At 67.0% G+C, this 22429-nt stretch carries 19 protein-coding genes; 12 read left to right on the forward strand and 7 right to left on the reverse strand.

Features of this window, described 5'->3' with window-relative positions; translation table 11 throughout:
• Positions 1-697: SDR family NAD(P)-dependent oxidoreductase (locus tag WAZ62_RS02325; RefSeq protein ID WP_422641921.1), on the forward strand; the 697-nt coding region annotated here is incomplete at its 5' end.
• A 5-nt stretch (positions 698-702) separates the two neighbouring features.
• Here the strand turns inward: WAZ62_RS02325 and ilvA are convergent.
• Complete coding sequence (gene ilvA, locus WAZ62_RS02330; protein ID WP_422641922.1) at positions 703-2220, reverse strand: threonine ammonia-lyase, biosynthetic; 1518 nt, start codon at positions 2218-2220, stop codon at positions 703-705.
• Positions 2221-2396: 176 nt separating this feature from the next.
• On the opposite strand from ilvA, the gene WAZ62_RS02335 reads away from it, so the two are divergent.
• Positions 2397-3854, forward strand: coding sequence for a flavin-containing monooxygenase (locus tag WAZ62_RS02335; protein ID WP_422641923.1), 1458 nt, complete (start codon positions 2397-2399; stop codon positions 3852-3854).
• Between the two features lie 37 nt (positions 3855-3891).
• Here WAZ62_RS02335 and WAZ62_RS02340 read toward each other — a convergent pair whose 3' ends face one another.
• Together WAZ62_RS02340 and WAZ62_RS02345 are read right to left on the reverse strand one after the other, a co-directional pair.
• Positions 3892-5064 (reverse strand): acyl-CoA dehydrogenase family protein, encoded by a 1173-nt coding sequence (locus WAZ62_RS02340; RefSeq protein ID WP_422641924.1) that lies wholly within the window; start codon positions 5062-5064, stop codon positions 3892-3894.
• A gap of 58 nt (positions 5065-5122) precedes the next feature.
• Complete coding sequence (locus WAZ62_RS02345; RefSeq protein WP_422641925.1) at positions 5123-5569, reverse strand: MarR family winged helix-turn-helix transcriptional regulator; 447 nt, start codon at positions 5567-5569, stop codon at positions 5123-5125.
• 299 nt (positions 5570-5868) lie between these two features.
• Here WAZ62_RS02345 and WAZ62_RS02350 point away from each other — a divergent pair, with 299 nt between their 5' ends.
• Positions 5869-7284 carry an MFS transporter gene (locus WAZ62_RS02350; protein WP_422641926.1) on the forward strand — a complete coding sequence of 472 codons (1416 nt, stop codon included), beginning with the start codon at positions 5869-5871 and terminating at the stop codon, positions 7282-7284.
• Here the strand turns inward: WAZ62_RS02350 and WAZ62_RS02355 are convergent.
• Entirely contained in the window at positions 7205-8095 is an 891-nt protein-coding gene (locus tag WAZ62_RS02355; protein ID WP_422641927.1) for a sulfite oxidase heme-binding subunit YedZ, read from the reverse strand. The genes WAZ62_RS02350 and WAZ62_RS02355 overlap by 80 nt on opposite strands.
• 81 nt (positions 8096-8176) lie before the next feature.
• On the opposite strand from WAZ62_RS02355, the gene WAZ62_RS02360 reads away from it, so the two are divergent.
• From WAZ62_RS02360 to WAZ62_RS02390, 7 genes are all read left to right on the forward strand, one after another.
• Positions 8177-9124 (forward strand): Gfo/Idh/MocA family oxidoreductase, encoded by a 948-nt coding sequence (locus WAZ62_RS02360; protein ID WP_422641928.1) that lies wholly within the window; start codon positions 8177-8179, stop codon positions 9122-9124.
• A 45-nt stretch (positions 9125-9169) separates the two neighbouring features.
• Complete coding sequence (locus WAZ62_RS02365) at positions 9170-9649, forward strand: L,D-transpeptidase family protein (RefSeq protein ID WP_422641929.1); 480 nt, start codon at positions 9170-9172, stop codon at positions 9647-9649.
• 68 nt (positions 9650-9717) lie between these two features.
• On the forward strand, positions 9718-11037 hold the full coding sequence (gltX, locus tag WAZ62_RS02370; protein WP_422641930.1) for a glutamate--tRNA ligase: 1320 nt from the start codon (positions 9718-9720) through the stop codon (positions 11035-11037).
• Between the two features lie 198 nt (positions 11038-11235).
• Positions 11236-12294 carry a GGDEF domain-containing protein gene (locus WAZ62_RS02375; RefSeq protein WP_422641931.1) on the forward strand — a complete coding sequence of 353 codons (1059 nt, stop codon included), beginning with the start codon at positions 11236-11238 and terminating at the stop codon, positions 12292-12294.
• A 91-nt stretch (positions 12295-12385) separates the two neighbouring features.
• Positions 12386-13774: a cysteine--tRNA ligase gene (gene cysS / locus WAZ62_RS02380; protein ID WP_422641932.1), complete on the forward strand. Its 1389-nt coding sequence runs from the start codon at positions 12386-12388 to the stop codon at positions 13772-13774.
• Between the two features lie 4 nt (positions 13775-13778).
• Positions 13779-15449 carry a citramalate synthase gene (gene cimA, locus WAZ62_RS02385; RefSeq protein WP_422641933.1) on the forward strand — a complete coding sequence of 557 codons (1671 nt, stop codon included), beginning with the start codon at positions 13779-13781 and terminating at the stop codon, positions 15447-15449.
• On the forward strand, positions 15446-16324 hold the full coding sequence (locus WAZ62_RS02390; RefSeq protein ID WP_422641934.1) for an RNA methyltransferase: 879 nt from the start codon (positions 15446-15448) through the stop codon (positions 16322-16324). Before cimA ends, WAZ62_RS02390 begins: the two co-directional genes overlap by 4 nt.
• Positions 16325-16341: 17 nt before the next feature.
• Here the strand turns inward: WAZ62_RS02390 and WAZ62_RS02395 are convergent, their stop codons facing one another.
• Entirely contained in the window at positions 16342-16689 is a 348-nt protein-coding gene (locus WAZ62_RS02395; RefSeq protein ID WP_422641960.1) for a cupin domain-containing protein, read from the reverse strand.
• Between the two features lie 102 nt (positions 16690-16791).
• Between WAZ62_RS02395 and WAZ62_RS02400 the strand changes: the two genes are divergently transcribed.
• Positions 16792-18417 (forward strand): hypothetical protein, encoded by a 1626-nt coding sequence (locus WAZ62_RS02400; protein ID WP_422641935.1) that lies wholly within the window; start codon positions 16792-16794, stop codon positions 18415-18417.
• A gap of 9 nt (positions 18418-18426) precedes the next feature.
• On the opposite strand, the gene WAZ62_RS02405 is transcribed toward WAZ62_RS02400, so the two are convergent.
• Together WAZ62_RS02405 and WAZ62_RS02410 are read right to left on the reverse strand one after the other, a co-directional pair.
• A complete protein-coding gene (locus tag WAZ62_RS02405) occupies positions 18427-20136 on the reverse strand; it encodes an ABC transporter ATP-binding protein/permease (protein ID WP_422641936.1) in 1710 nt (569 codons plus the stop codon).
• A gap of 210 nt (positions 20137-20346) precedes the next feature.
• On the reverse strand, positions 20347-21093 hold the full coding sequence (locus WAZ62_RS02410) for an SDR family oxidoreductase (protein WP_422641937.1): 747 nt from the start codon (positions 21091-21093) through the stop codon (positions 20347-20349).
• A gap of 96 nt (positions 21094-21189) precedes the next feature.
• Here WAZ62_RS02410 and WAZ62_RS02415 point away from each other — a divergent pair, with 96 nt between their 5' ends.
• Positions 21190-22116 carry an AraC family transcriptional regulator gene (locus WAZ62_RS02415; protein WP_422641938.1) on the forward strand — a complete coding sequence of 309 codons (927 nt, stop codon included), beginning with the start codon at positions 21190-21192 and terminating at the stop codon, positions 22114-22116.
• The last annotated feature ends 313 nt before the right edge of the window (positions 22117-22429 follow it).

The following is a 22429-nucleotide window of genomic DNA, read 5'->3' on the forward strand; positions in this document are numbered from 1 at the left end:
GGACGCGGCCGGCCGCGTCCGCGCCCTCGGCGCCGACGCCATGGCCGAGGTTTGCGACGTCGGCAGCGCCGAGGCGGTCGAGGTCATGGCCGGCCGTGTCCTGGCGGCTCAGGGGGCGCCCCATGTCCTGTTCAACAATGCGGGCATCGCCTATTTCGGCGGCTTCCTCGAACACGAGCCGGCGCATTGGGAGCGCATCATGCGCGTGAACGTCATGGGCATCGTCCACGGCATCCGCGCCTTCCTGCCCGCCATGCTGAAGGCGGGGGACGCGCGGCACATCGTCAATACCGCCTCCGCCGCCTCGGTCTCGCCGGCGCCCAACATGGTCGCCTATGCCGCCTCCAAGGGCGCGGTGAAGAACCTCGGCGAGGTGCTGGCGCTCGAACTCGCCGGGCAGAACGTCATGGTCCATTCGCTCTATCCCGGCATCATCAACACGCCGATCGCGACGGCCAAATCCGCCCTGCCCTCGGTGCCGCAATCCCAGCTCGACCGGTTGCAGCATTATTACATCACCAAGGGCTGTGGCCCCCAAGTGGTGGCCGAGGCGGTGCTGAAGGGCATCGCCCGGGGCAAGGCGCATATCTTCAGCGGCCCCATCGCCTGGCCGGCGCAATTCCTCGCCCGGCTGTCGCCCGCGCTGTCGCGCAAGTTCACCCTGATCAGCGCACGGCAGATCGGCTATCTGCCGTGAACCGTTCAGGCCCCCAGGAACAGCCGGTAGGCAGGATTGTCGGTCTCGTCCTCCCACGGGTAGGCGAGGGCGTCGAGCTGGGCTTGCAGCCGCGCCCGTCCGCCCGTCGGCACCTGGAGGCCGACCAGAACGCGCCCGTAGTCGGCGCCATGGTTGCGGTAGTGGAACAGGGTGATGTTCCAGTCCGCCCCCACCCCGTCGAGGAAGCGCATCAGCGCCCCCGGCCGCTCGGGGAATTCGAAGCGCAGCAGGATCTCGTCGGCAAGGCCCTGCGGCGCCCGGCCGCCGACCATGTAGCGGATGTGAATCTTGGCGGTCTCGTCCGCCGACATGTCGAGCACGCGATAGCCGAGGCCGGTCAGGCTTTCGATGATCGGCGGCTTTTCCTTGCGGGCATCGCCCAGTTTCAGGCCGACGAAGACATGGGCCTGCTGGCCGGCGGCATAGCGGTAGTTGAATTCGGTGATGCTGCGATTGCCCAACACCTGAATGAAGCGGCGGTAGGAGCCGGCGACTTCGGGAATGGTCACGGCCAGCAGGATCTCCCGCGCCTCGCCGATCTCCGCGCGCTCGGCGACATGGCGCAGCCGGTCGAAATTCATGTTGGCGCCGGAGGCGACGGCGACCAGCGATCCTGTCCGCGTCGGGTTCGCCGCGGCATAAGCCTTCAGCCCGGCCAGCGACAGCGCCCCCGCCGGCTCGGCGATCACCCGAACATCCTCGAAGACATCCTTGACCGCGGCGCAGATCGCGTCGGTATCGGCGAGGATCACATCGTCGAGCAGGGCGCGGCACAGGCGGAAGGTCTCTTCCCCCGCCTGGCGGACGGCGACGCCATCGGCGAACAGCCCGACCCGGTCGAGGACGACGCGGCGCCCGGCATCGATCGCCGCCTTCATGGAAGCGGCGTCCACCGGCTCGACGCCGATCACCCTGGTCTCGGGCCGCAGGAACTTGACGTAGGAGGCGATGCCGGCGGCAAGCCCGCCGCCGCCGATGGGCACGAAGATCGCCTCGATCGGATCGGGGTGCTGATGCAGGATCTCGACCCCGACCGTGCCCTGCCCCGCGATCACGTCCGGATCGTCGTAAGGGTGCACGAAGGTCAGGCCCTGCTCGGCCTCGAGCTTGCGGGCGTGTTCGTAGGCGACGTCGAAGGTATCGCCGTGCAGGACGATTTCGGCGCCCCAGTAGCGGACGGCCTCGACCTTGATCGGCGGCGTCGTCACCGGCATGACGATGACGGCGCGAAGGCCGAGCCGCTTCGCCGACAGGGCGACGCCTTGCGCGTGATTGCCGGCCGAGGCGCAGATGACGCCGGCCGCCCGCGCGGCGGCATCGAGCCGGACCAGCTTGTTGTAGGCGCCCCTGATCTTGAACGAGAAGATGGGCTGCAGATCCTCGCGCTTCAGGAAGACGGAAGCATCGATCCGGCCGCCGAGGCGGGTCAGGGGATCGAGCGGCGTCTGCTGGGCGACGTCATAGACGCGGGCATCGAGAATCTTGCGCACATAATCAGTCACGGCGGCCCCTCCAAGGCTGGCCGCCGGTATAGCGCGAATGGCGCCGCCCGCGCTGCACGAAAACGGCAGCCCCCCATGCCCCCCAAACGCGGGCGGTGCAACGACCTGAATTTGTCACTAGATTACCGTCAACGCCCGATCAGCCGGGTGAGAGACAAGAACGAGGGAGAGAACACATGAGCGGTGAAATCACCGATGTCCTGATCATCGGCGCCGGCCTGTCGGGCATCGGCATGGCCTGCCATCTGGCGCGGGAATGCCCGGGCAAGTCGGTCGCGATCCTCGAGCGGCGGAACGCCATCGGCGGCACCTGGGACCTGTTCCGCTACCCCGGCATCCGCTCGGACAGCGACATGTTCAGCTTCGGCTACAAGTTCCGGCCCTGGAACGACCTGAAGGTTCTGGCCGACGGCCCGTCGATCCGCAGCTATATCCGCGACACCGCCCGCGAATATGGCATAGAGAACAAGATCACCTTCGGCTTCCGCACAAAAAGCGTCGACTGGTCGTCCGCCGAGGGCTGCTGGACAGTGACCGGCACCGACGAGGCGACGGGCGAAACGCTCCGCCGCAAGGCCCGCTTCGCCATCGGCGCCACCGGCTACTACAATTACGACACCGGCTTCCAGCCCGACTTCCCCGGCCTCGACACGTTCAAGGGCCAGGTGATCCACCCGCAGAAATGGCCGGAAGGTCTCGACTACAAGGGCAAGCGCGTCGTCGTCATCGGCAGCGGCGCGACCGCGGTCACCCTCGTCCCCGCCATGGCGGGCGAGGCCGGCCATGTCACCATGCTGCAGCGCTCGCCGAGCTATATCTTCTCGGTGCCGGCGCTCGACAAGCTCTCGGGCTTCCTCAAGATCTTCCTGCCGGAATCCTGGGTCTATGGCTTCGCCCGCCGCCGCAACATCACGGTGCAGCGCTGGCTCTATATCGCCGCTCGGCGCTGGCCCCACCTCGTGCGGCGCTGGCTGCTGTCGAACGTGCGGAAAGCCGTCGGCCCCGATTTCGACATGAGCCATTTCACCCCGACCTATAATCCCTGGGACGAGCGCCTGTGCGCCGTGCCCAACGCCGATCTGTTCGCCGCGCTGAGGTCTGGCCAGGCCTCGGTCGTGACCGACCAGATCGACCGTTTCACCGAAACCGGTATCCGCCTGAAATCGGGCAAGCTGCTGGAAGCCGACATCGTCATCTCGGCGACCGGGCTCAATGTCCAGATGCTGGGCGGCACCACGGTCTCGCTGAACGGCCAGCCGCGCTCGGTCGCCAGCTCGATGATGTACAAGGGCGTCCTCGTGCAGGACATGCCGAATTTCGCCTGCATCTTCGGCTATATCAACGCGCCCTGGACCCTGAAGGCCGATATCGCCTCGAGCTATGTCTGCCGCCTGCTGAACCACATGGACCGCAACGGCATCAAGGTGGCGACGCCGCGCGACCTCGAGGGCAGCGCCCTCGACGATACGATCATGGGCGGCCTGTCGTCCGGCTATGTCCGCCGGGCCAGGGACACCCTGCCGCGTCAGGGTCGCAAGCTGCCCTGGGCCGTGCTGCACGACTACAAGCGCGACAAGGTCATGCTGCTGAACGACGCGATCGACGACGGCAATCTCGAATTCGCCAAGGGCTGAACATCGGGGGGCGCGGCCACGGCCACGCCCCCTGCCCTCAGGCGCGGCCGGGCAGCAGGCCCTTGAACTTGGCGATGATGCCGATCATCACCTCGTCCGCGCCGCCGCCGATCGAGGTCAGGCGGCCGTCGCGATAGCGGCGCGAGACCATGGTCTCGTCCATGTACCCCATGCCGCCCCAATATTGCAGGCAGCTGTCGTTCACCTCGCGCGTCAGGCGCGCCGCCTTCAGCTTGGCCATGGAGGCGAGGACGGTGCAGTCGCCGCCCTTCACATGGATGTCGACCGCGCGCCAGGTCAGGGCGCGCAGGGCTTCCACTTCCGTCATCAGCTCGATCAGGCGGAAATGGACCACCTGATTGTCGAGGATCGACTTGCCGAAGGCCTTGCGGTTGCGGGTGTATTCGATCGTCTCCTCGATCGTGCAGTCGCAGCCGCCGATCGACGACAGGGCACCGTAGAGCCGCTCCTCCTGGAATTGCAGCATCTGGTAGACGAAGCCCATGCCCGGCTCGCCGATGATGTTGCGCTTCGGCACCCGCACATCGTCGAAGAACAGCTCGGCGGTATCCGAGGAGTGCATCCCCATCTTCTTCAGCTTGCGGGCGACGGTGACGCCCTTGGCCCGATTGCCCTTGTCGTCCTTCAGGGGCACCATGATCAGCGATTTGTTCTGGTGCTTCTGGCCGTCGGACGTATTGGCCAACATGCACATCCAGTCAGCCTGGGTGCCATTGGTGATGAAGATCTTCGAGCCGTTGATGACGAGATCATCGCCATCCGGCACCGCCTTGGTGCGAATGGCGGCGACGTCGGAGCCGGCGTGGGCTTCTGTCACGCCGATACAGGCGACCGCCTCGCCCGCGATGGCCGGTGCCAGGAACTCGCGGCGCAATTCGTCGGAACCGAAACGGGCGAGCGCGGGTGTCGCCATATCCGTCTGCACGCCGATCGCCATGGCGATGCCGCCGGAACGCACCCGGCTGAATTCCTCGGCCGCGACCGCCGCATAGGAATAGTCGAGGCCCATGCCGCCGAATTCCTCGGGCTTGTTGATGCCGAGCAGACCGAGCGCGCCCATCTTGCCGAAGAGTTCCCGGCCCGGGAAAATCTGCGCCTCTTCCCAGGCGTCGCACCGGGGATTGATCTCTTCCTCGACGAAGCGGCGGATGGTGCGGCGCAATTCCTCGTGCTGGCTGGTCAATTCCATGGCTCTCTCCCGATTTTATAGTTCGTGACACGAACTATTCGGCGGAAGCGCCGGGGAGTCAAGCGATGAGGTCGCCGACCTGTTCGAGGGAGGCGAGGTCGCGGCGGGCATCGATCAGATAGGCGAGTTCGGTCGCCGCGCCCAGGATGTCGTCGGCCTTCTCGCCCATCAGGTCCTCGAGCTTGCGGGCCAGCGCCGCCTCGAAGGCACCGTGGCGGGCGAGGCCTTCCTCGGTCAGGCGAAGGCGAATGCCGCGGGCGTCCACGGGATCGGGCTCGCGGGTGATCAGGCCGCGCTTTTCCATCTCGGCGATCAGGGCCGAGGCGGTGGGCTTGCCGATGGCGGCCTGCAGCGCGAGGTCCCCGGCCCGTTTCGGCCCCCGCTTCAGGAACAGCAGGAAACGATATTGCGGCACGGTGATTTCCGCCTCCCGCGCCACCAGCTCGAAATCCCGAAACAGCACGACGATCGCCCGCGCCAGCAGAATCGCCCGCCTGTCCACCATGTCTTCCCTCTCCGCGTCTTTGCCGCCCGGCCCGATTGTAGCGGGCGCGGAGCGGAGCGGACAAAGAAAACCCTTCGCCGAGGGGTCCGGGCGAAGGGTTGGGTCAAGGACCAGTGATCAGAGAGGAAACGAAGAAGCCCGAGGGGATGTTTCAGGGCCTTCCGATCCTGACAATGCGCGCAAAACGTGAATAAAACGTAAGCGGTTTGCCTTGACCGCCGCCCCTTCCGCTTGCAACCCTTGCCGCCGCAGCAATCTCATAAAAACGACAAGACAGTGCTGCGTAAGGGGAGAATTGTATGAGCAGCTTGGACCAGCCGGTGGGCATCACCGCGTCCAGCACGGGCGTGGCGTCATCAACGGCAAAGCCGGTTTCCATCGGTACGCTCTTCGCCTTCGCGGCCCCTGCCCTTGGGCTTTATGCGGTCGGGCTTCCCGTCGCCGTCTATCTGCCGCCCTTCTATGCCGACAACCTTGGCCTCGGCCTCACGGTGGTCGGGCAGATCTTCATGCTGTGCCGCCTGTTCGACCTCGCGGCCGACCTCGGGCTCGGCGCCATCAGCGACCGGGTGCGCAGCCGCTTCGGCCGACGCCGCTCGATGCTGGTCCTCGCCGTGCCGCTCATGGGCCTTGGCGCCTGGCAGATGTTCATGCCGCCCGCGGGGGCCGGTGCGCTCTATGTCCTTTGCTGGCTGGTCGTCATGTATGCCGGCTATGCCCTTGGCGTCATCAGCCACATGTCCTGGGGCGCCGAACTGTCGCCCGACTATCACCAGCGCAGCCGGATCCAGGGCTGGCGCGAGATGGCCGGCATTGTCGGCATGGTTTCGCTGCTGGCGCTGCCCGCGATTCTCGAACAGATCCAGGGCGGCACCAAGGCCGACCATATCGCCGCCATGGGCTGGTTCATTATGGCGATCTTCCCGCTGGGCGTCCTGTGGTGCGTGTTCAAGGTGCCCGACCCGTCCACCGCTTCAGCCGGGCCATCCAATCACCCGGGCCTGCGCGAGACCTTCCTGACGATCGCCCGCAACCGCCTGGTCCGCCGCGTGCTGCTGGCCGATCTGATGGCGGGCGTGCCGCCAGCGGTAACGGGCGCCCTGTTCGTCTTCATGGTCGAGGCGGTCGCCCGCGCGCCGGGCATCACGGCGACCCTTCTGCTTGGCTATTTCGTCGCCGGGATCATCGGTATTCCGGGCTGGATGGCGATTTCCTACCGCTTCGGCAAGCACCGCGCCTTCGCCCTCGGCGCCCTGTGGAACTGCGCCCTCGCCCTGTGTTTCCTGCTGGTCTCGCCGGGCGACACGGCGGCGCTGACCGTGATCACCCTGCTTTACGGGCTGGGCTATGCTTCCGGCACCTTCCTTCTGAAAGCGATCATGGCCGATGTCGCGGACGAGGATGAAATGCGCACGGGCCACAACCGCACCGGCCTGTTCTTCGGCGTGCTGACCATGACCAACAAGGTCGGCTTCGCCCTTGCCGTCGGCGTGACCTATCCCCTGCTGGCACTGTTCGGCTTCTCGCCGGCCGCGGCGGCCAGCGCGGGGATCGATCAACCGATCGAAGGTGCCGGCGCCCTGCTGGCCCTGTTCGTCTTCCTGCCCTTCGCCATGAACCTCGCGGCGGCGGCGATCATGGCGCGCTTCCCGCTCGACGCGCCGCGACTGGCCGAGGTGCACCGCGTGCTTTCCGAGCGGCGGTCCGCCGAATAAGCCCGGCGATCTCGACCGCGGCGGCGATCAGCCCGGCCCAAAGCGCGGGCCTGAGGCCGAATTCGATGTCGAGATTGGCCGCCAGCACCCGCAAGGGATCGATCCCGCGCAAGGCGAAGAAAAACCCCGCCTCCGCCAGCGCGGCGCCGATCCCGGCGATGGCGACAAGGGCGGGGATCGCCAGCGGCGCCGACCAGCGTCGCCGCGCCAGCGCCCAGAGATAGAGGCCGGCGGCGATCGTCGCCTCCGCCGGGTCGGCCTTCGACTGCATGAAGAAATGGACGAGGGCGAGAAGACCAAGGCCATAGGTGATCCGGTGCAGCCGCCGCCAGCGCGCCGCCCCCAGCCGCCGCGCCATGCCGTCGGTCGAGGTCGCCGCCAGCAGGCAGAGTCCGATCAAGGCGACAAAGCCGATGGTCAGATAGAAGCGCCCGGTGATTTCGCGGGCGATGGCGAGCGGATCGAAAGCCTGATCGCCGACGAACAGCAGGAAATGCGCCGCGATATAGGCGAAGGCCCCCAGCCCCAGCATCCGCCGCAACAGGATGAGTTCCGGCAGGGCAAGCCCCGTCCGCAGCGGTGTCAGGCACAGGGACAGCAGCAGGAAACGCATCCCCCACAGGCCGGTCAGATGGATGACGGCATTGAGCGGGCGCGGCATGAGGTCGCCGGCCGCCCATGACCCGGCGATGAAGATGGCGGGAACGAACAGGCCGACGAAGGCGCCGAGCTTCAGCCAGGACAGCCGCCCCCGCCGGTCTTGCCAGGGAAAAGCCGGGAGTTTCGCGCGGGATGATGCGGTCATCGTCATGGCTGAACATTCGTTTCGCGATGCGGCGAAGTTACGGCGGGCCATTGCCTTTTGCCCGGGCAGGGTCTAATCGACTCCATCATGTCCGACATCGCCGCCTCCCCTTCACCGCTTCGTGTCGCCGTCATTGGCTGTGGCATGATGGGCCGCAACCATCTTCGCTGCTACGCCCGCCTGCCGGGTGTCGAGATCGTCGGTGCCGTCGATCCCAGCGAGGCCAACCGGGCCGAGGCGACCAAGATCTTCGGCGTGACCACCTTCGAGACGCTGGATCGCCTGCCCAAGGTCGACGCCGTCTCGATCGTCACGCCCTCGGTCACCCATGCGGGCCTCGCGGATCATCTGATCCGCCGTGGCATCCATTGCATGATCGAGAAGCCGCTGGCGCTTTCGGCCGAGGAAGGCGCGCGGATCGCGGCCCTCGGCAAGGCGGCGGGCGTCACCCTCGCCGTCGGCCATCTGGAGCGGTTCAATCCGGCGGTCGTCGCCCTGAAATCCATCCTGCCCGAGCTTGGCCCCCTGCACGCCATCACCGCCCGCCGCCTCGCCAAGGCCGGCCGCATCACCGATGTCGACGTGATCGACGATCTGATGGTGCACGACATCGACGTGGTGCTCGACCTCCTCGGCCGGCCCGAGGCGGTCAAGGCCCAGGTCGATGGCCTGCGCGGCGCCGATGTCCCGGGCTACGACTATGCGACCGCCCTCGTCGGCTTTCCGGGCGGCATTCTGGCCGCGATCAGCGCCAGCCGCATGACCCCGATCCGCATCCGCACCCTCGAGGTGCTGGGCACCGAGGCCGGCGCCGTCGCCGACTATATCGCCCAGACCCTGGTGATCCGCCGCCCGGGCGAAGGCAGCAGCGTGGTCGAGACGCCGGTCCCGGTCGAGCGACGCGAACCCCTGCTCGACGAACTCGCCGATTTCCTCGACGCGATCCGCGACAAGCGCCCGCCCCGCGTCACCCCCGATCAGGCGGTCCAGACCCTCGCCCTCGCCGAGCGGCTGAAGGCGGCGCGCGACCTGTGATCCGCCTCACCGCGAAGATCGCGGCCGGGCGATAATCTCTGCGGCATGTCCAGACGATATGCCGCCCTCCTGTCCCTGCTCCTGCTCTCGGCGTCGCCCGCCCTCGCCGATGTCGATCGCATCGTCGTCACCAAGGCGGAACGCAAGCTCCGCCTCTTCGACGGCGGAACATTGGTCCGGGAATACGATATCCGCCTCGGCTCCGCCCCCGAAGGCCGCAAGCAGGTCGAGGGCGACGGGCGGACGCCCGAAGGTCTCTATCGTATCAGCGGGCGCAATGCGGCCTCGGCCTATACGCTGTCGCTGCGGATTTCCTATCCCGAACCGTGGGATCTGGCCGCCGCAGTGAAGCGCGGCCTGTCGCCCGGCGGCGACATCATGATCCACGGCCAGCCCGACGCCTTGCCCGATTTCGTCACCCTGCCCTGGGACTGGACGGCTGGCTGTATCGCCGTCTCCAACGACGCCATCCGGGAAATCTGGTCCCTGGCCCCGGATGGCACCGCGATCGAGATCAGACCCTAGCCAAGCGGGGCGGCGGCGGCTAATCCTTGCCGCCATGATGATCCGCCCCCTCGCCTGCCGCGCCTGACATGGTCGCCGTCCGCTTCGCCCCCAGCCCCACGGGCCGACTGCATGTCGGCAATGCCCGTATCGCCCTCGTCAACTGGCTGTTCGCCCGGAAGCACGGCGGGCATTTCCTGCTGCGTCTCGACGATACCGACAAGGAACGCTCGACCGCCGAATTCGCCGCCGCGATCGAGGAGGACCTGCGCTGGCTGGGCCTCGACTGGGACGGCTTCGCCCGCGAATCCGACCGTTTCCCGCGCTATGACGAAGCGATCGCCGCGCTGAAGGCCAGCGGCCGGCTCTACCCCGCCTGGGAGACGGCGGAAGAGCTGGAACTGCGCCGCAAGCTGCAGATCGCGCAGCACCGCCCGCCCCTCTACGACCGCGCCGCCCTGAAGCTGAGCGATGCCGACAAGGACCGCCTGACGGCGGAGCGCGGCGCCCCGCACTGGCGTTTCCGCCTCGACGGCCGGCGCCTCGCCTGGTCCGACCTCGTGAAGGGCGAGACGGTGGTCGATACCGCGTCCCTGTCCGACCCGGTGCTGATCCGTGGCGATGGCCAGCCGCTTTATACGATCACCTCCGTCGTCGATGACATCGACTTCGCCATCAGCCATGTCATTCGCGGCGAAGACCATGTGACGAATACCGGTGTGCAGATCGAACTGTTCGAGGCGCTGGGCGGATCGGTGCCCACGTTCGGCCATCTGTCGCTGCTGGTCGATGGCACCGGCGCCGGCCTGTCCAAGCGCCTCGGCTCGCTTTCCCTCGCTTCCCTCCGGGCCGAGGGGATCGAGGCGCTGGCGGTCGATGCCCTGCTCGCCCGTCTCGGCTCCGCCGATCCGGTGGCGCCGGTCGCCGCCCTGACGGCCCTGGTCGAAGGCTTCGATCTTGGCCGCTTCGGCAAGGCGCCGGCCCGTTTCGACCCATCGGAACTGCGCGCCCTGTCGGCCCATGTCCTGCAGTTGCTCGATTTCGAGGCGATACGCGATCGCCTGCCGGCGGGCGCGGGCGAGGCGTTCTGGCTGGCGGTGCGTGGCAACATCTCGACCCTGACCGATGCCGCCGACTGGTGGCGTGTCGTCACCGGCCCGATCGAACGGGCCGTGATCGACGACCCCAAGGGTGTGATGGTCGCGGCCCGTGGCCTGCTGCCGGAAGGCCTTCTCGATCAGGACAGCTGGAGCCGCTGGACGGCGGCGATTTCGGCCTCGACCGGGGCCAAGGGCAAGAGCCTGTTCCTGCCGCTCCGCCTCGCCCTGACCGGCCGCGCCCATGGCCCGGAAATGAAAGCGCTGCTGCCTTTGTTGCAGCGCGATGAAATAGACAGCCGTCTGGCGTGAATACGACTTGCCACCGGACATATCATTGATCAGTTTTATTGCTTGTCGGCGGTCCCGGGGGGGATATGGCGGCGGGGCCGGGAAACCGTCCGGTCCGATGTGAACGCCCTCAGGGGGGCTTGCCGTTCATCGATGCCTGAATTGAAATCCAAGTCCCCGCGGAAGCCCGAGCCCCGAATAGGGCCCTTCCACGCCGGCGTGGCCTCCGCCCTGTTCGGCTTCGCGCTCGCCATCATCAGCCTGCAGATCATGTTGGGCCTGCTTCACGCCCAGCTGAGGACTGAAGTTTCCGTCCTGGCCCATGCGCTGGAGGGCAGGCCGGGCATCGCCCCCCTCGCCCGGTCGCCCCATTCGCTCCTGAACATCGTTCAGGCGAAAACAGAAATCGCCAGACCTCCGACCGACACCTGCATCGACGAGGTGACGGGCTGGCTCGGTCTGCCGCCGCGGCATTCCACTGAAGCCACCGACAGGATGCTGGCATCCGCCGTGTGCCAGGGGGCGGATTTCAAGGCCGCGGCGCTGCCGGCCGGCGCGGGACTGACCATCCTGCTGGCAAAGGACGCGGGTAGCCAGACCGTCAGGCTCGAAGCCGTTACCATGCGCCACGCCGCGCCTCGCGGTATCGATGTCCTGTTGTCGGATCGTTCGATACTGGCGCTCGCCGTCGGCATCGCTTTCAGTGCCGGCATCTTCGGTTATTTCCTGCGACGCAACCACTATCTGGCCTATGTCGACGTGCGGGACCGTGCCTTCACCGACGAACTCTCGGGCGCTCTGCGCCGTGAACAGTTCCTGGCCAACGTCCAGCAAACCGTGACCAGTCTTCGCGAACAGGGGGGCACGGCCAGTGTTCTGGCGATCGACCTCGATCATTTCAAATCGATCAATGACCGTTTCGGTCATGCCGCCGGCGACGAGGTCATTCGCAGCTGCGGCCGGTTGCTGTCGGGCGCGGTGCGCGACGGCGATGTCGTCGGCCGGGTCGGCGGCGAGGAATTCATGATCATGCTGCCCAACCTGCCGAAATATATCGCCGCCGAGGTGGCGGATCGGCTGCGCAAGCAGATGGCCGCCCATGCCTATTGCTTCGACGGCAACGACATCTTCGTCACCATGTCGACCGGCGTCGCGTCCCTGATGAGTTCCGATGACACCGCGTCCCTGATGGATCGCGCCGACCGCCGCCTCTACATCGCCAAGTCCCGTGGCCGCAATGCCGTCGTCTGGGAGGACGACGACAACCACGACTACTGAACCCCGATCGCCTTCCGTGAAAATCGAGCCGGAACATGGACCGGCATGATCCGATCTGCTAAAGCCTGTCGCCTTGACGGGAGATCGGGTCGTGGTTCTGGTTCTGCACAATGGCGCGACGGGCAAGCGGGAGGAATTCGTCCCCCTGCATAAGGATTCCGTGGGCATGTATGTCTGCGGGCCGACGGTCTATGACTTCGCCCATATCGGCAACGCCCGCCCGGTCATCGTCTTCGACGTGCTCTACCGGCTGCTGAAGCGCCGCTACGCGGAAGTTCGCTATGTCCGCAACATCACGGATATCGACGACAAGATCAACGCCCGCGCCGCCCAGTCGGGCGAGCCGATCGGTGTGATCACCTCGCGCACAGCCGCCGCCTTCCACGAGGACATGGCCGCCCTGGGCGCCCTGTCCCCGGACGCGGAGCCGCGCGCGACCCAGCATATCGGCAACATGATCGCCATGATCGAGCGGCTGGTCGAGCGCGGCTTCGCCTATGTCGCCGAGGGCCATGTCCTGTTCAGCGTCGCCGCCAAGGCGGATTACGGCAAGCTGTCGAACCGCAGCCGCGACGAGCTGATCGCCGGCGCCCGCGTCGATGTCGCGCCCTACAAGAAGGACCCGGCGGATTTCACCCTGTGGAAGCCGTCCGCGCCCGACATCCCGGGCTGGGACAGCCCCTGGGGCCGGGGCCGGCCGGGCTGGCACATCGAATGCTCGGCCATGAGTCTCGCCGAACTCGGCAGGACTTTCGACATCCACGGCGGCGGCCGCGACCTCGTGTTTCCCCACCACGAGAACGAGGTGGCGCAGTCCGAGGCCGCCAATGGCGCGCCCTTCGTGCGCTATTGGGTGCACAACGGATTTCTCACCGTGAACGGCGAGAAAATGTCGAAGAGCCTCGGCAATTTCGTCGTCGTGCGCGATGCCCTGGCCAAGGCGCCGGGCGAGGCCCTGCGCCTCAACATGCTCTCGACCCATTACCGCGCCCCCATCGACTGGAACGACGAGGGCATCGCCCGCGCCCGCCAGGCGCTGGACCGCTGGTACGGCCTGATCGAGAAGGCCGAGGCGCATCTGGGCCGCGTCGTCGCCCCCGCCGCCGTGCCGGAAGCGATCGAGGCGGCGCTGGACGATGACCTGAACACGCCGCAGGCGATCGCCGAGCTGCACGCCATCGCCAACGAAGCCTATCAATGCGGCACGGGCGATGCCCTGGTCGAGGCCGCCGGCCGCCTGAAGGCCGGGGGCCATGCCCTCGGCATCCTGGCGTGGGAGCCGCATCAATGGTTTCGCTGGAAAGCCGCCGGCAGCGAGAGCGGGCCGAGCGATGATGAAATAGAAGCCCTGATCGAAGCGCGGAAAGCCGCGCGCAAGGCGAAGAATTTCGCCGAGGCCGACCGCATCCGCGACGATCTCGCCGAAAAAGGCGTGATCCTCGAGGACGGGCCGACGGGGACCAAGTGGAAACGGGCATAGGGTCATGAGCAAGGAACGGCTGTATCTGTTCGATACGACGCTGCGGGACGGCGCCCAGACGCGGGGCGTCGACTTCTCGGTCGAGGACAAGCGGAACATCGCCCTCGCCCTCGACCGGCTCGGCGTCGATTACGTGGAAGGCGGCTGGCCGGGCGCCAATCCGACCGACAGCGCCTTCTTCGCCGCGCCGCCCGCGCTTTCCCGCGCCCGCTTCACCGCCTTCGGCATGACGCGGCGGCCGGGCCGCAGCGCCGACAACGACCCGGGCCTCGCCGGCCTGACGGGGACGACGGCGCCCGCGATCTGCATCGTCGGCAAGACCTGGGATTTCCAGGTCGATGTCGCGCTGGAGATTCCGCGCAGCGAGAATATCGACATCATCGGCGACTCCATCGCCCACCTCCGCGCCAAGGGCCGCGAGGCGATGCTGGATGCCGAACATTTCTTCGACGGCTACAAGGCCAATCCCGCCTATGCCCTCGACTGCCTGAAGGCCGCCCATGGCGCGGGCGCCGATTGGGTCGTGCTGTGCGACACCAATGGTGGCACCCTGCCCCATGAAGTCTCGCGCATCGTGGCGACCGTCGCCGATGCCATCCCGGGCATTCGCCTCGGCATCCATGCCCATAACGACACCGACAACGCGGTGGCCAATTCGCTGGCGGCGGTGCTGGCCGGCGCGCGCCAGGTCCAGGGCACGCTGAACGGCCTTGGCGAACGCTGCGGCAACGCCAATCTGGTCAGCCTGATCGGCACCTTCTGCCTGAAGTCCGATTTCGCCGACCGTTTCGAGACCGGCATCACGGAAAAGGCGCTGTCGCATCTGACGCAGACCTCGCGCCTGCTCGACGAGATCCTGAACCGCAGCCCGAACAAGCACGCGCCCTATGTCGGTCAGGCCGCCTTCGCCCACAAGGGCGGGCTGCATGTCTCGGCCGTTCTCAAGAACCCCAGGACCTACGAGCATGTCCCGCCGGAAGCGGTCGGCAACGAGCGCCAGGTGCTGATTTCCGATCAGGCCGGCAAATCGAACATCCTCGCTCGCCTCCGCGATGTCGATATCGAGCTGGACCCCAAGGACAGCCGCATCGACCGCCTGCTGGAAGAGGTGAAGGAGCGCGAGTTCCTCGGCTATTCCTATGACGGCGCCGATGCCTCCTTCGAGCTGATGGCCCGCCGGGTGCTGGGCCAGGTGCCTGATTATTTCTTCGTCGACAGTTTCAAGGTGCTGGTCGAGCGGCGTTACAACGCCCGGCGCGAGCTGGTCACCGTCTCGGAAGCCATTGTCCGGGTCCAGGTCGACGGCCAGAAGATGCTGTCGGTCGGCGAAGGCAATGGTCCCGTCAACGCGCTCGACGCGGCGCTGCGTCAGGACCTCGGCAAATATCAGTCCTATATCGACGATCTCGAACTGGTCGATTTCAAGGTGCGCATCCTCCAGCTCGGCAATGGCGTCGCGCAGGGCGACGGCCCCATCAGCGTCGACCGCTGGCAGGCCGGCACCGGCGCCGTCACCCGCGTGCTGATCGAAAGCGCGGACAAGACGGGCAACCGCTGGTCCACCGTCGGCGTCTCGGCCAATATCGTCGAAGCCTCGTTCCAGGCTCTAGCCGACGCCATCGTCTTCAAGTTGTACCGCGACGGCGCCCCGGCCGGCACGGGTCCCGCCGAATGAGCGACGAGGAAGACCGGCCGCTGCGCGCCGAAGGCGCCAATCCCTTCGGCAGCGGCATCGGCTCTCGCCCCCGGCCCAAGGGTGTCGGCGTCGGCCCCAAGGAAGGTCCCGGCCCCATCGTCATTCTGGTCACGCCCCAGATGGGCGAGAATATCGGCACGACCGCCCGCGCCATGGCCAATTTCGGCCTGACCGAGCTTCGCCTCGTCGCCCCGCGCGACGGCTGGCCCAACGAGAGGGCCTTTTCCGCCGCCTCCGGCGCCGACTGGATCCTGCAGGACGCCAAGGTCTATCCGACCACGGCCGAGGCGGTCGCCGACCTGACAAGGGTCTATGCGACGACGGCGCGCGACCGCGACATGGTGAAACCCGTCGTCACGCCGCGCCGCGCCGCCCTCGAATTCCGCGCCCTGATCGACGAGGGCCAGCGCGCCGGCATCCTGTTCGGGCCGGAACGCACCGGGCTCGAGAATGACGACATCGCCCTTGCCCACACCATCCTGTCGGTGCCGACCTCGCCCCGCTTCTGGTCGATGAACCTCGCCCAGGCGGTGCTGCTCGTCGCCTATGAATGGCACATGCTGGACGTCGAGGTGCCGGAGAAGTTCCTGCGCATCGGCCAGACCGAGCCGGCGACCCAGGCCGAGGTGCAGGGCCTGGTCGATCATCTGGTCACGGAACTCGACGAGGCGGGGTTCCTGCGCCCGATCGAGAAGAAGCCGTCGATGGTGCGCAACATCGTCAGTTTCATCCAGCGGGCGGAGCCAACGGGACAGGACGTGCGTACCTTGCGCGGTGTCGTCCGGGCGCTGACCCGCCGTTTCCAGCGCGGCCAGCCCAATCCCCGCCCGGGCAAGCCTCAGGCCGGCGCTTGAATCGCCGCCGCCGGCCCTCAGGCCGGCTCGTAGATCACATACAGCTTCCTGACCGGCTCGATCGTCGTCCAGGTGCCCTTGAAGCCGGCCGGAATGGCGAAACTGTCGCCGGGGCCGAAGTCCCGCGCCGTGCCGTCCTCCCCGGTCAGGCGGACGCGGCCTTCGAGAATCACGCAGATTTCCTCTTCCGAATAGTCGACGGCCCAGCTGCCTTCGGTCGATGACCAGATGCCGGAGAAAAACCGGCCGCCGGCATCGGTATATTCATTCCAGAGCCTTGTCGCCGGCTGGCCCGAGAGAATGCGCGATGGCACGCCGGCCTCGCCCTCGCCGGCGCAAAGGCCGAGTTTCACGATCTTCGACATCACCCATGGCCCTCTGAAACGGCGTCACCTGTGCCCTTCGGGCGGGGCCAGCCTAACACGAGCGGAACCAGTCGTTAACGATATGGAGCTAGGCTCCGAACCATGACGACGCGCGATCCCGACGACAAGAGCTGGCCCGCTGACGACCCGATTTCTCGGGCGGCCGCCCTTGCCGCGTCCCTGCCGGCCGATCAGGCCGCGCGCCTGCTGGCCGATCTTTCGGCCGGCATGGCGGCGAAGGGGGAGCGCACCGCGCCCCTGCGCCAGGCCCTGATCGAACAGGCCAACCGCCAGCGCCCGCAGCGGGCCCGCCGCCTCTTCACCAGTCTCGTCCATCCGCTGCTGACCGACGATCCCGAGGATATCGATTCGCCCCTGCCCATGCCGCTGTGCTTCCGGCGGGCCGACATGGGCGGCATCTGGGGCGCCCTCGCGCGGAGCGCCTTCCCCGACCTGGCCCGGGACGCGGCCAATCTGATGGATTCGCTCTGCGCCGAATGCCTCGTCGACGAAGCGATCGAGCGGCCCGAAGCCCGGGCGATGCGCGACAGGCTGCGCCTCGCGGCCATCGCCAAACTGAACCAGCTGGCGGCCGACCGCTCCACCTCGGAAGCCTTCTGCACCCTGGCCAACATGATCCGGGAAAAGCAATACGGCCTGCGCACCCGGCACATGTCGCCGATCGGCATCCAGCATCTGGCCGATCTCGTCGAGGTCCTGACGGCCCAGCCCCTGTGGGCGCCCGCCGTGGCCACCCTCCTCCGCGTAACGCCGCCCCACGCCGATCCGCTGGCCAGCGGCGAGGCCCTGATCCGGGCGACATCGGACCTGTCCCAGACCCTGCTGGCCAATAATCTGCCCTCGGGCACGGCGGATATCCTGCCGATCGCCCTCATCAACCGGCGCGGGGCCTTCGGCGCCGTCGCCGTCATGCTGGCCCAGCGCGGCGCCGGCAAGGTGCTGCGGGTGGGCGAAGCCGTCGTCGCCACCCTCTCCGCCCATTTCCAGATCCATGTCGCGGTCATGACCCAAGGGGCGACCAACACGCGGCACGAGGATTTCCCCATCACCCTGTCCGATGATGTGAAGTACCGCCTGGCCAACAATCTGAACATGATCGACGAAATCGTCGCCGCCGTGCGCGAATCGGGTCTGGCCGATGTGCCGCGCCTGTTCCCGATGCTGCGCGACGCGACCAACAACCTGATGGCGGAACTGGTGCGCAGCCCCCTGCAGCGCAGTTCGCTGCGGCTGTCGGCGGCGCTGTTCAACCGCTCCCAGGTCACGAGCGACACGACCGACGTCATGTTCCTGATCAGCCAGCTGGTGCGCCTGCGCGCCCTGCTGCGCCCAACGGGCCTGCCGATCATCGCGCTGAACAAATGGCGCGACCAGATCGTCGCCGACATCGAATTCGCGGTGCAGAAGGCGACGAGGCTGGAAGACGGCGAGGAGCCGCTGCCCGACCGCTTCCGGCATCTGGAGCGGATCGAGCGGCTGGCCGAAGCCATGGGCAACACGATCGTACCGATCCTGCAGCCGACCAGCCGCCACACCCAGCTGATCATCACTTCCCGGCTGGACGAGCCCGGCCCGCTCGACGGCCTCGCCCTTCGGCTGTGTTCGGGCTACGTCAATACCGTGCGGGCCGAGATCGCCAAGGTCCGCTACTGGCGCAACCCCGACATGGTCGCCCTCGCCGAAAAGGCCACCAGCCGCGGGCTTTGAGGCGCGAGATTATTCCGCGGCCAGGGCAGCCGGCGACAACCTTACTTCCCGGTCATGGAATGCCTTCAGGCTGGAGCGATGGCCGATGGAGACCAGGGTGGTGTCCGGTAGCCGGTCTTTAAGGATCTGGTAGAGGCGCCTTTCCATGTCCTCGTCCATGGCTGAAGTCGCCTCGTCGAGGAAGAGCCAGGCCGGCTTCTGCACCAGGGCTCGCGCGATCGCCAGGCGCTGCAATTCACCGCCGGAAAGCCGGTTCTGCCAGTGCCCCTCGTCGTCCAGCCGGTCGGCGAGAGCGGGCAGGCCGACATCGATCAGCGCGAGGCGCAGCACGTCGTCGGAAACATCGCTCTCGGGCGCGGGATAGGCGACGGCGGCGCGCAAGCTCCCCACGGGGACATAGGGCTTCTGCGGCAGGAACAGCCGTCCCTTCACCTCGGCCGATACCGGAACGGCGATCCGCCCATCGGCGAAAGGCCAGATGCCGGCGAGGACACGGAACAGGGTGGATTTGCCCGACCCCGAAACCCCGGTGAACAGCACGTTCTCCCCGGCTTTCAGGGTGAAATCGGTCGACAGCAGCAGGGTATCGTTCGGCAGGCGGACATCGACATCGACCGACCAGTCGGACCCCGGCGCCGTCCCGCGCGTGGCGGCGCAGGCCTTGCGCTCGGCCTCCTCGAGGGCGGCGATGAAGCCGGTCAGTCGCTGCACTGTCGCGACCCATTCGGCCAGTGTCGAATAGATATTGGCGAACCAGGAAAAAGCATCCTGCACCCGGCCGAAGGCCCCCGCGGTCTGCGTCATGTGGCCGAAGGGAACATTGCCGATGAAATAGACCGGCCAGATGATCAGATAGGGCACCAGGACCACGGCCTGATCGAATGCCGCCTGGACGCCCACCAGGAATTTCTGGCGATTGATGATCGCCATGAAATTCTGGCGCACCTGCCCGAAACGGCTCTGCAGACGCCCCCGTTCGACCTCCGCTCCGCCATAGAGCGCGATGGCCTCGGCGTTCTCGCGCATCCTGACCAGATCGAAGCGGAAATCCGCCTCGCGCCGCTCGCGATTGAAGTTCAGCCCGACCAGCTTTCGCCCCACCAGATGGGAGACCCAGGTGATGAAGGCCGAATAGACCAGGGCCGCCCAGAACAGGAGGCCGGGAATGGTGAACTCGGTGCCGGCGAGGGTGAAGGTCTCGATCGGCGCGGACAGGCTCCACAACACGACGGCGAAGGAGGCCAGGGTGGCGGCATTGGTGATGAAACTGATCGCGAGCCCGAGCGTGCGCTCGACGAACAGGCGCAGATCCTCGGAAATGCGCTGGTCCGGGTTATCGGTCCGGCCGTCGGTGATCTGGAGCTTGTAATAGGCTTCGGCGGTGGTCCAGCGCTCCACGAAATGATTGGTGAGCCAGGTTCGCCAGCGGATCTCGAACACCTGCTGAAGAACATAGCGCAGCACGGCGATGGTGATGAACACGGCGGCCAATTGGGCAAAGACCATAATTTCTGCCCAGAAGGCATCCTGGTTCTTTTCCTGAAGCGCGGTGAAGAAGCGGTTGTTCCAGTAGCTCAGCCGGACATTGACTTCGACGATGACGAAGCTGAGCCCGACGAGGAAGGCGAAGAAAGCCAGCGCCCAGCGGCCACCTGTGGATTTGAAATAGGGAACGGTCAGCGCCCAGAGCTGTTTCAGGAAAATCCAAGCCTTGCGCATCAGTCCCTCGATCAACAGCGGAATCACAGGCCGCCTTCGGATGCGCACAACATGCCAGAATCCCGGCACAAATGCGGCAAGGATGGCCCCAACCCGGGTTGTGAGGCCCCTCACGGGGGGCAGCAATCCCGTCCATCACGGAATGCGCATTTCGTTCAAGGCGGCTTCCCATCCGTCAAGACCCCCGCAAGGGGCACGGCGTGGGCTGTGCTAGCCGCGATTGGCGACCAGGGCCAGGGCGTCCGCCCCCGCCGGAAAACGCAACTGCCCGCTCTCGTCATTCGCGGCGCGCCACACCGCTTCCGCCACATCGGCCTCGGTCGTCACCAGGGCCGGCTGCGCGAAGGCCGCCAGGATGGGCTGGGCAAAACCCGCGTAGGGCGCCGGAATCACATCCTCGGGCCGAATATCCGTGTTCTGGGCGAAGCGCGTCGTGGGGCCATAGCCAGGCTCGACCAGCTTCACCCTGACATCAAAGGCGCGAAGCTCGTGTTCGAGCGAGCCTGTGAACCCCTCGATCGCCATCTTGCTGGCGGTATAGACCGAGGTCAGGGGCATGGGCGCCAGCGTCACGCTCGACGTCACGTTGACGATCACGCCCGAGCGGCGCGCGCGGAAGCCGGGCACGACGGCCTGGGTCATGGCGATCACGCCCAAAGTATTGGTCTCGAACACCTGGCGCGCCTTCGACAGAGGCGTTGCCTCCAGAGCCCCGACGAGGCCGATCCCGGCATTGTTGACCAGGGCATCGAGGGGGCCGGCCGCGTCGAGGGCGGCCGCGATGCTCGGGCCGCTGGTGACATCGAGCGGCAGGACACGCAGGTGTTCATGAGCCGGCAGGATGCCCGGCCGCGGCGCCCGCATCGTGGCGATGACCCGCCAGCCCCGGGCCAGGAAATGCCGCGCGGTCTCGAGGCCATAGCCCGACGAACAGCCCGTGATCAGTACCGTTTTCATAATCTTGTCCCTCAAGGTCGATGGCGCGACTGTAAGCGACGAAATCCGGACGATCCACGATATGAAATCCATAATTCGTTGCTTATAGTCCGGATCATGATCGATCCTCTCTCCGACATCATCGCGCTGCTCCGGCCGCGCGCCGTATTCGCCAAGGGCATCAGCGGGGCTGGCGCCTGGGGCGTCCGCTATACCGATTTTGGCGAGCCCAGTTTCTGCGTGGTGCTGGAGGGGCGTTGCCGGCTCCATGTCGACGGCCAGCAGCCGGTGACGCTGGATTCAGGCGATTTCGTGCTTCTGCCGGCGACGCCCGGCTTCGTCCTGTCGGGGTTCGAGCCGGTGCGGCCGGTGCCGATCGATGCCAGGGCGGCGGCGGCGGCGGCGGTCGAGGAGGTTCGCCACGGCCGGCCGGGGGACGAGCCTGATGTCCGGCTGCTCGGCGGCTATTTCGCCTTCGCCTCGCCCGATGCCGGGTTCCTGGTGTCGCTGCTGCCGACGCTGGTGCATTTGCGCGGCGCCGACCGGCTGACGACGCTGACCCGGCTCCTCGGCGAGGAAGCCCGCGCATACAGGCCGGGCCGCGAACTCGTGCTGTCGCGGCTGGTCGAGGTGCTGCTGGTCGAGGCGCTGCGGGCCTTGCAGGACAAGGACATGCCGCCGGGCCTGTTGCGCGGCCTCGCCGATACCCGCGTTTCGGCCGCGATCCGCCACATGCATGGCGACCCCGCCCGGCCGTGGACGGTGGCCGAACTGGCGCGGGAAGCCGCGCTTTCGCGCTCGGCCTTCTTCGACCGCTTCATGCGCATCGTCGGCGTTTCGCCGATGGAATATCTTCTCGCCTGGCGAATGACCCTCGCCAAGGACCTGCTGCGCCGCCGCGACCTCCCCCTGGCCGACGTCGCCGAACGGGTCGGCTACAGCTCGGCCAGCACCTTCAGCACCGCCTTCAGTCGTCACGTGGGTCAGGCACCGGGCGGCTACGCCCGCGCGCTCGCCGGCTCGCTCCGGCGGGACGCGGGATAACCGATCGGCGTTCGAGGCCACCTGATCATCAGCCCTCCGTCGTGCCGGATCTCGGCCCGCGAAGTGGTGTTCCCGGATCAGTTCGCTCAGCGCCCGCCAGCGGTCGCACGGCCGAATTTTCGAGATCGACCCGGTCCCGTTTCGGGGGATCGGCTCAGGCATTGCTCACCGGACCGCTACCCCGCCGGAGCGCCGCGCATTGACTCAGGTCATATGGCCCCATGCGGCCTTGTGCTTCAGTGATGTGCGGCCAGCCGATCGCTGGGCTCCGCCGCCACGACTGGAATCACGTCGCCCAAGAAAGATCTCGCCC

This window comes from Zavarzinia sp. (genome assembly GCF_049306435.1).
Lineage (GTDB): Bacteria > Pseudomonadota > Alphaproteobacteria > Zavarziniales > Zavarziniaceae > Zavarzinia.

Coding starts and splice junctions, on each gene's coding strand:
- WAZ62_RS02360 (WP_422641928.1), top strand. CDS start 8,177: ATGTCCGACATCGCCGCCTCCCCTTCACCGCTTCGTGTCGCCGTCATT.
- WAZ62_RS02400 (WP_422641935.1), top strand. CDS start 16,792: ATGACGACGCGCGATCCCGACGACAAGAGCTGGCCCGCTGACGACCCG.
- WAZ62_RS02345 (WP_422641925.1), bottom strand. CDS start 5,569: ATGGTGGACAGGCGGGCGATTCTGCTGGCGCGGGCGATCGTCGTGCTG.
- WAZ62_RS02405 (WP_422641936.1), bottom strand. CDS start 20,136: ATGCGCAAGGCTTGGATTTTCCTGAAACAGCTCTGGGCGCTGACCGTT.
- cimA (WP_422641933.1), top strand. CDS start 13,779: ATGAGCAAGGAACGGCTGTATCTGTTCGATACGACGCTGCGGGACGGC.
- WAZ62_RS02355 (WP_422641927.1), bottom strand. CDS start 8,095: ATGACGATGACCGCATCATCCCGCGCGAAACTCCCGGCTTTTCCCTGG.
- WAZ62_RS02390 (WP_422641934.1), top strand. CDS start 15,446: ATGAGCGACGAGGAAGACCGGCCGCTGCGCGCCGAAGGCGCCAATCCC.
- WAZ62_RS02340 (WP_422641924.1), bottom strand. CDS start 5,064: ATGGAATTGACCAGCCAGCACGAGGAATTGCGCCGCACCATCCGCCGC.
- WAZ62_RS02395 (WP_422641960.1), bottom strand. CDS start 16,689: ATGTCGAAGATCGTGAAACTCGGCCTTTGCGCCGGCGAGGGCGAGGCC.
- WAZ62_RS02335 (WP_422641923.1), top strand. CDS start 2,397: ATGAGCGGTGAAATCACCGATGTCCTGATCATCGGCGCCGGCCTGTCG.
- WAZ62_RS02350 (WP_422641926.1), top strand. CDS start 5,869: ATGAGCAGCTTGGACCAGCCGGTGGGCATCACCGCGTCCAGCACGGGC.
- gltX (WP_422641930.1), top strand. CDS start 9,718: ATGGTCGCCGTCCGCTTCGCCCCCAGCCCCACGGGCCGACTGCATGTC.
- WAZ62_RS02415 (WP_422641938.1), top strand. CDS start 21,190: ATGATCGATCCTCTCTCCGACATCATCGCGCTGCTCCGGCCGCGCGCC.
- WAZ62_RS02410 (WP_422641937.1), bottom strand. CDS start 21,093: ATGAAAACGGTACTGATCACGGGCTGTTCGTCGGGCTATGGCCTCGAG.
- WAZ62_RS02365 (WP_422641929.1), top strand. CDS start 9,170: ATGTCCAGACGATATGCCGCCCTCCTGTCCCTGCTCCTGCTCTCGGCG.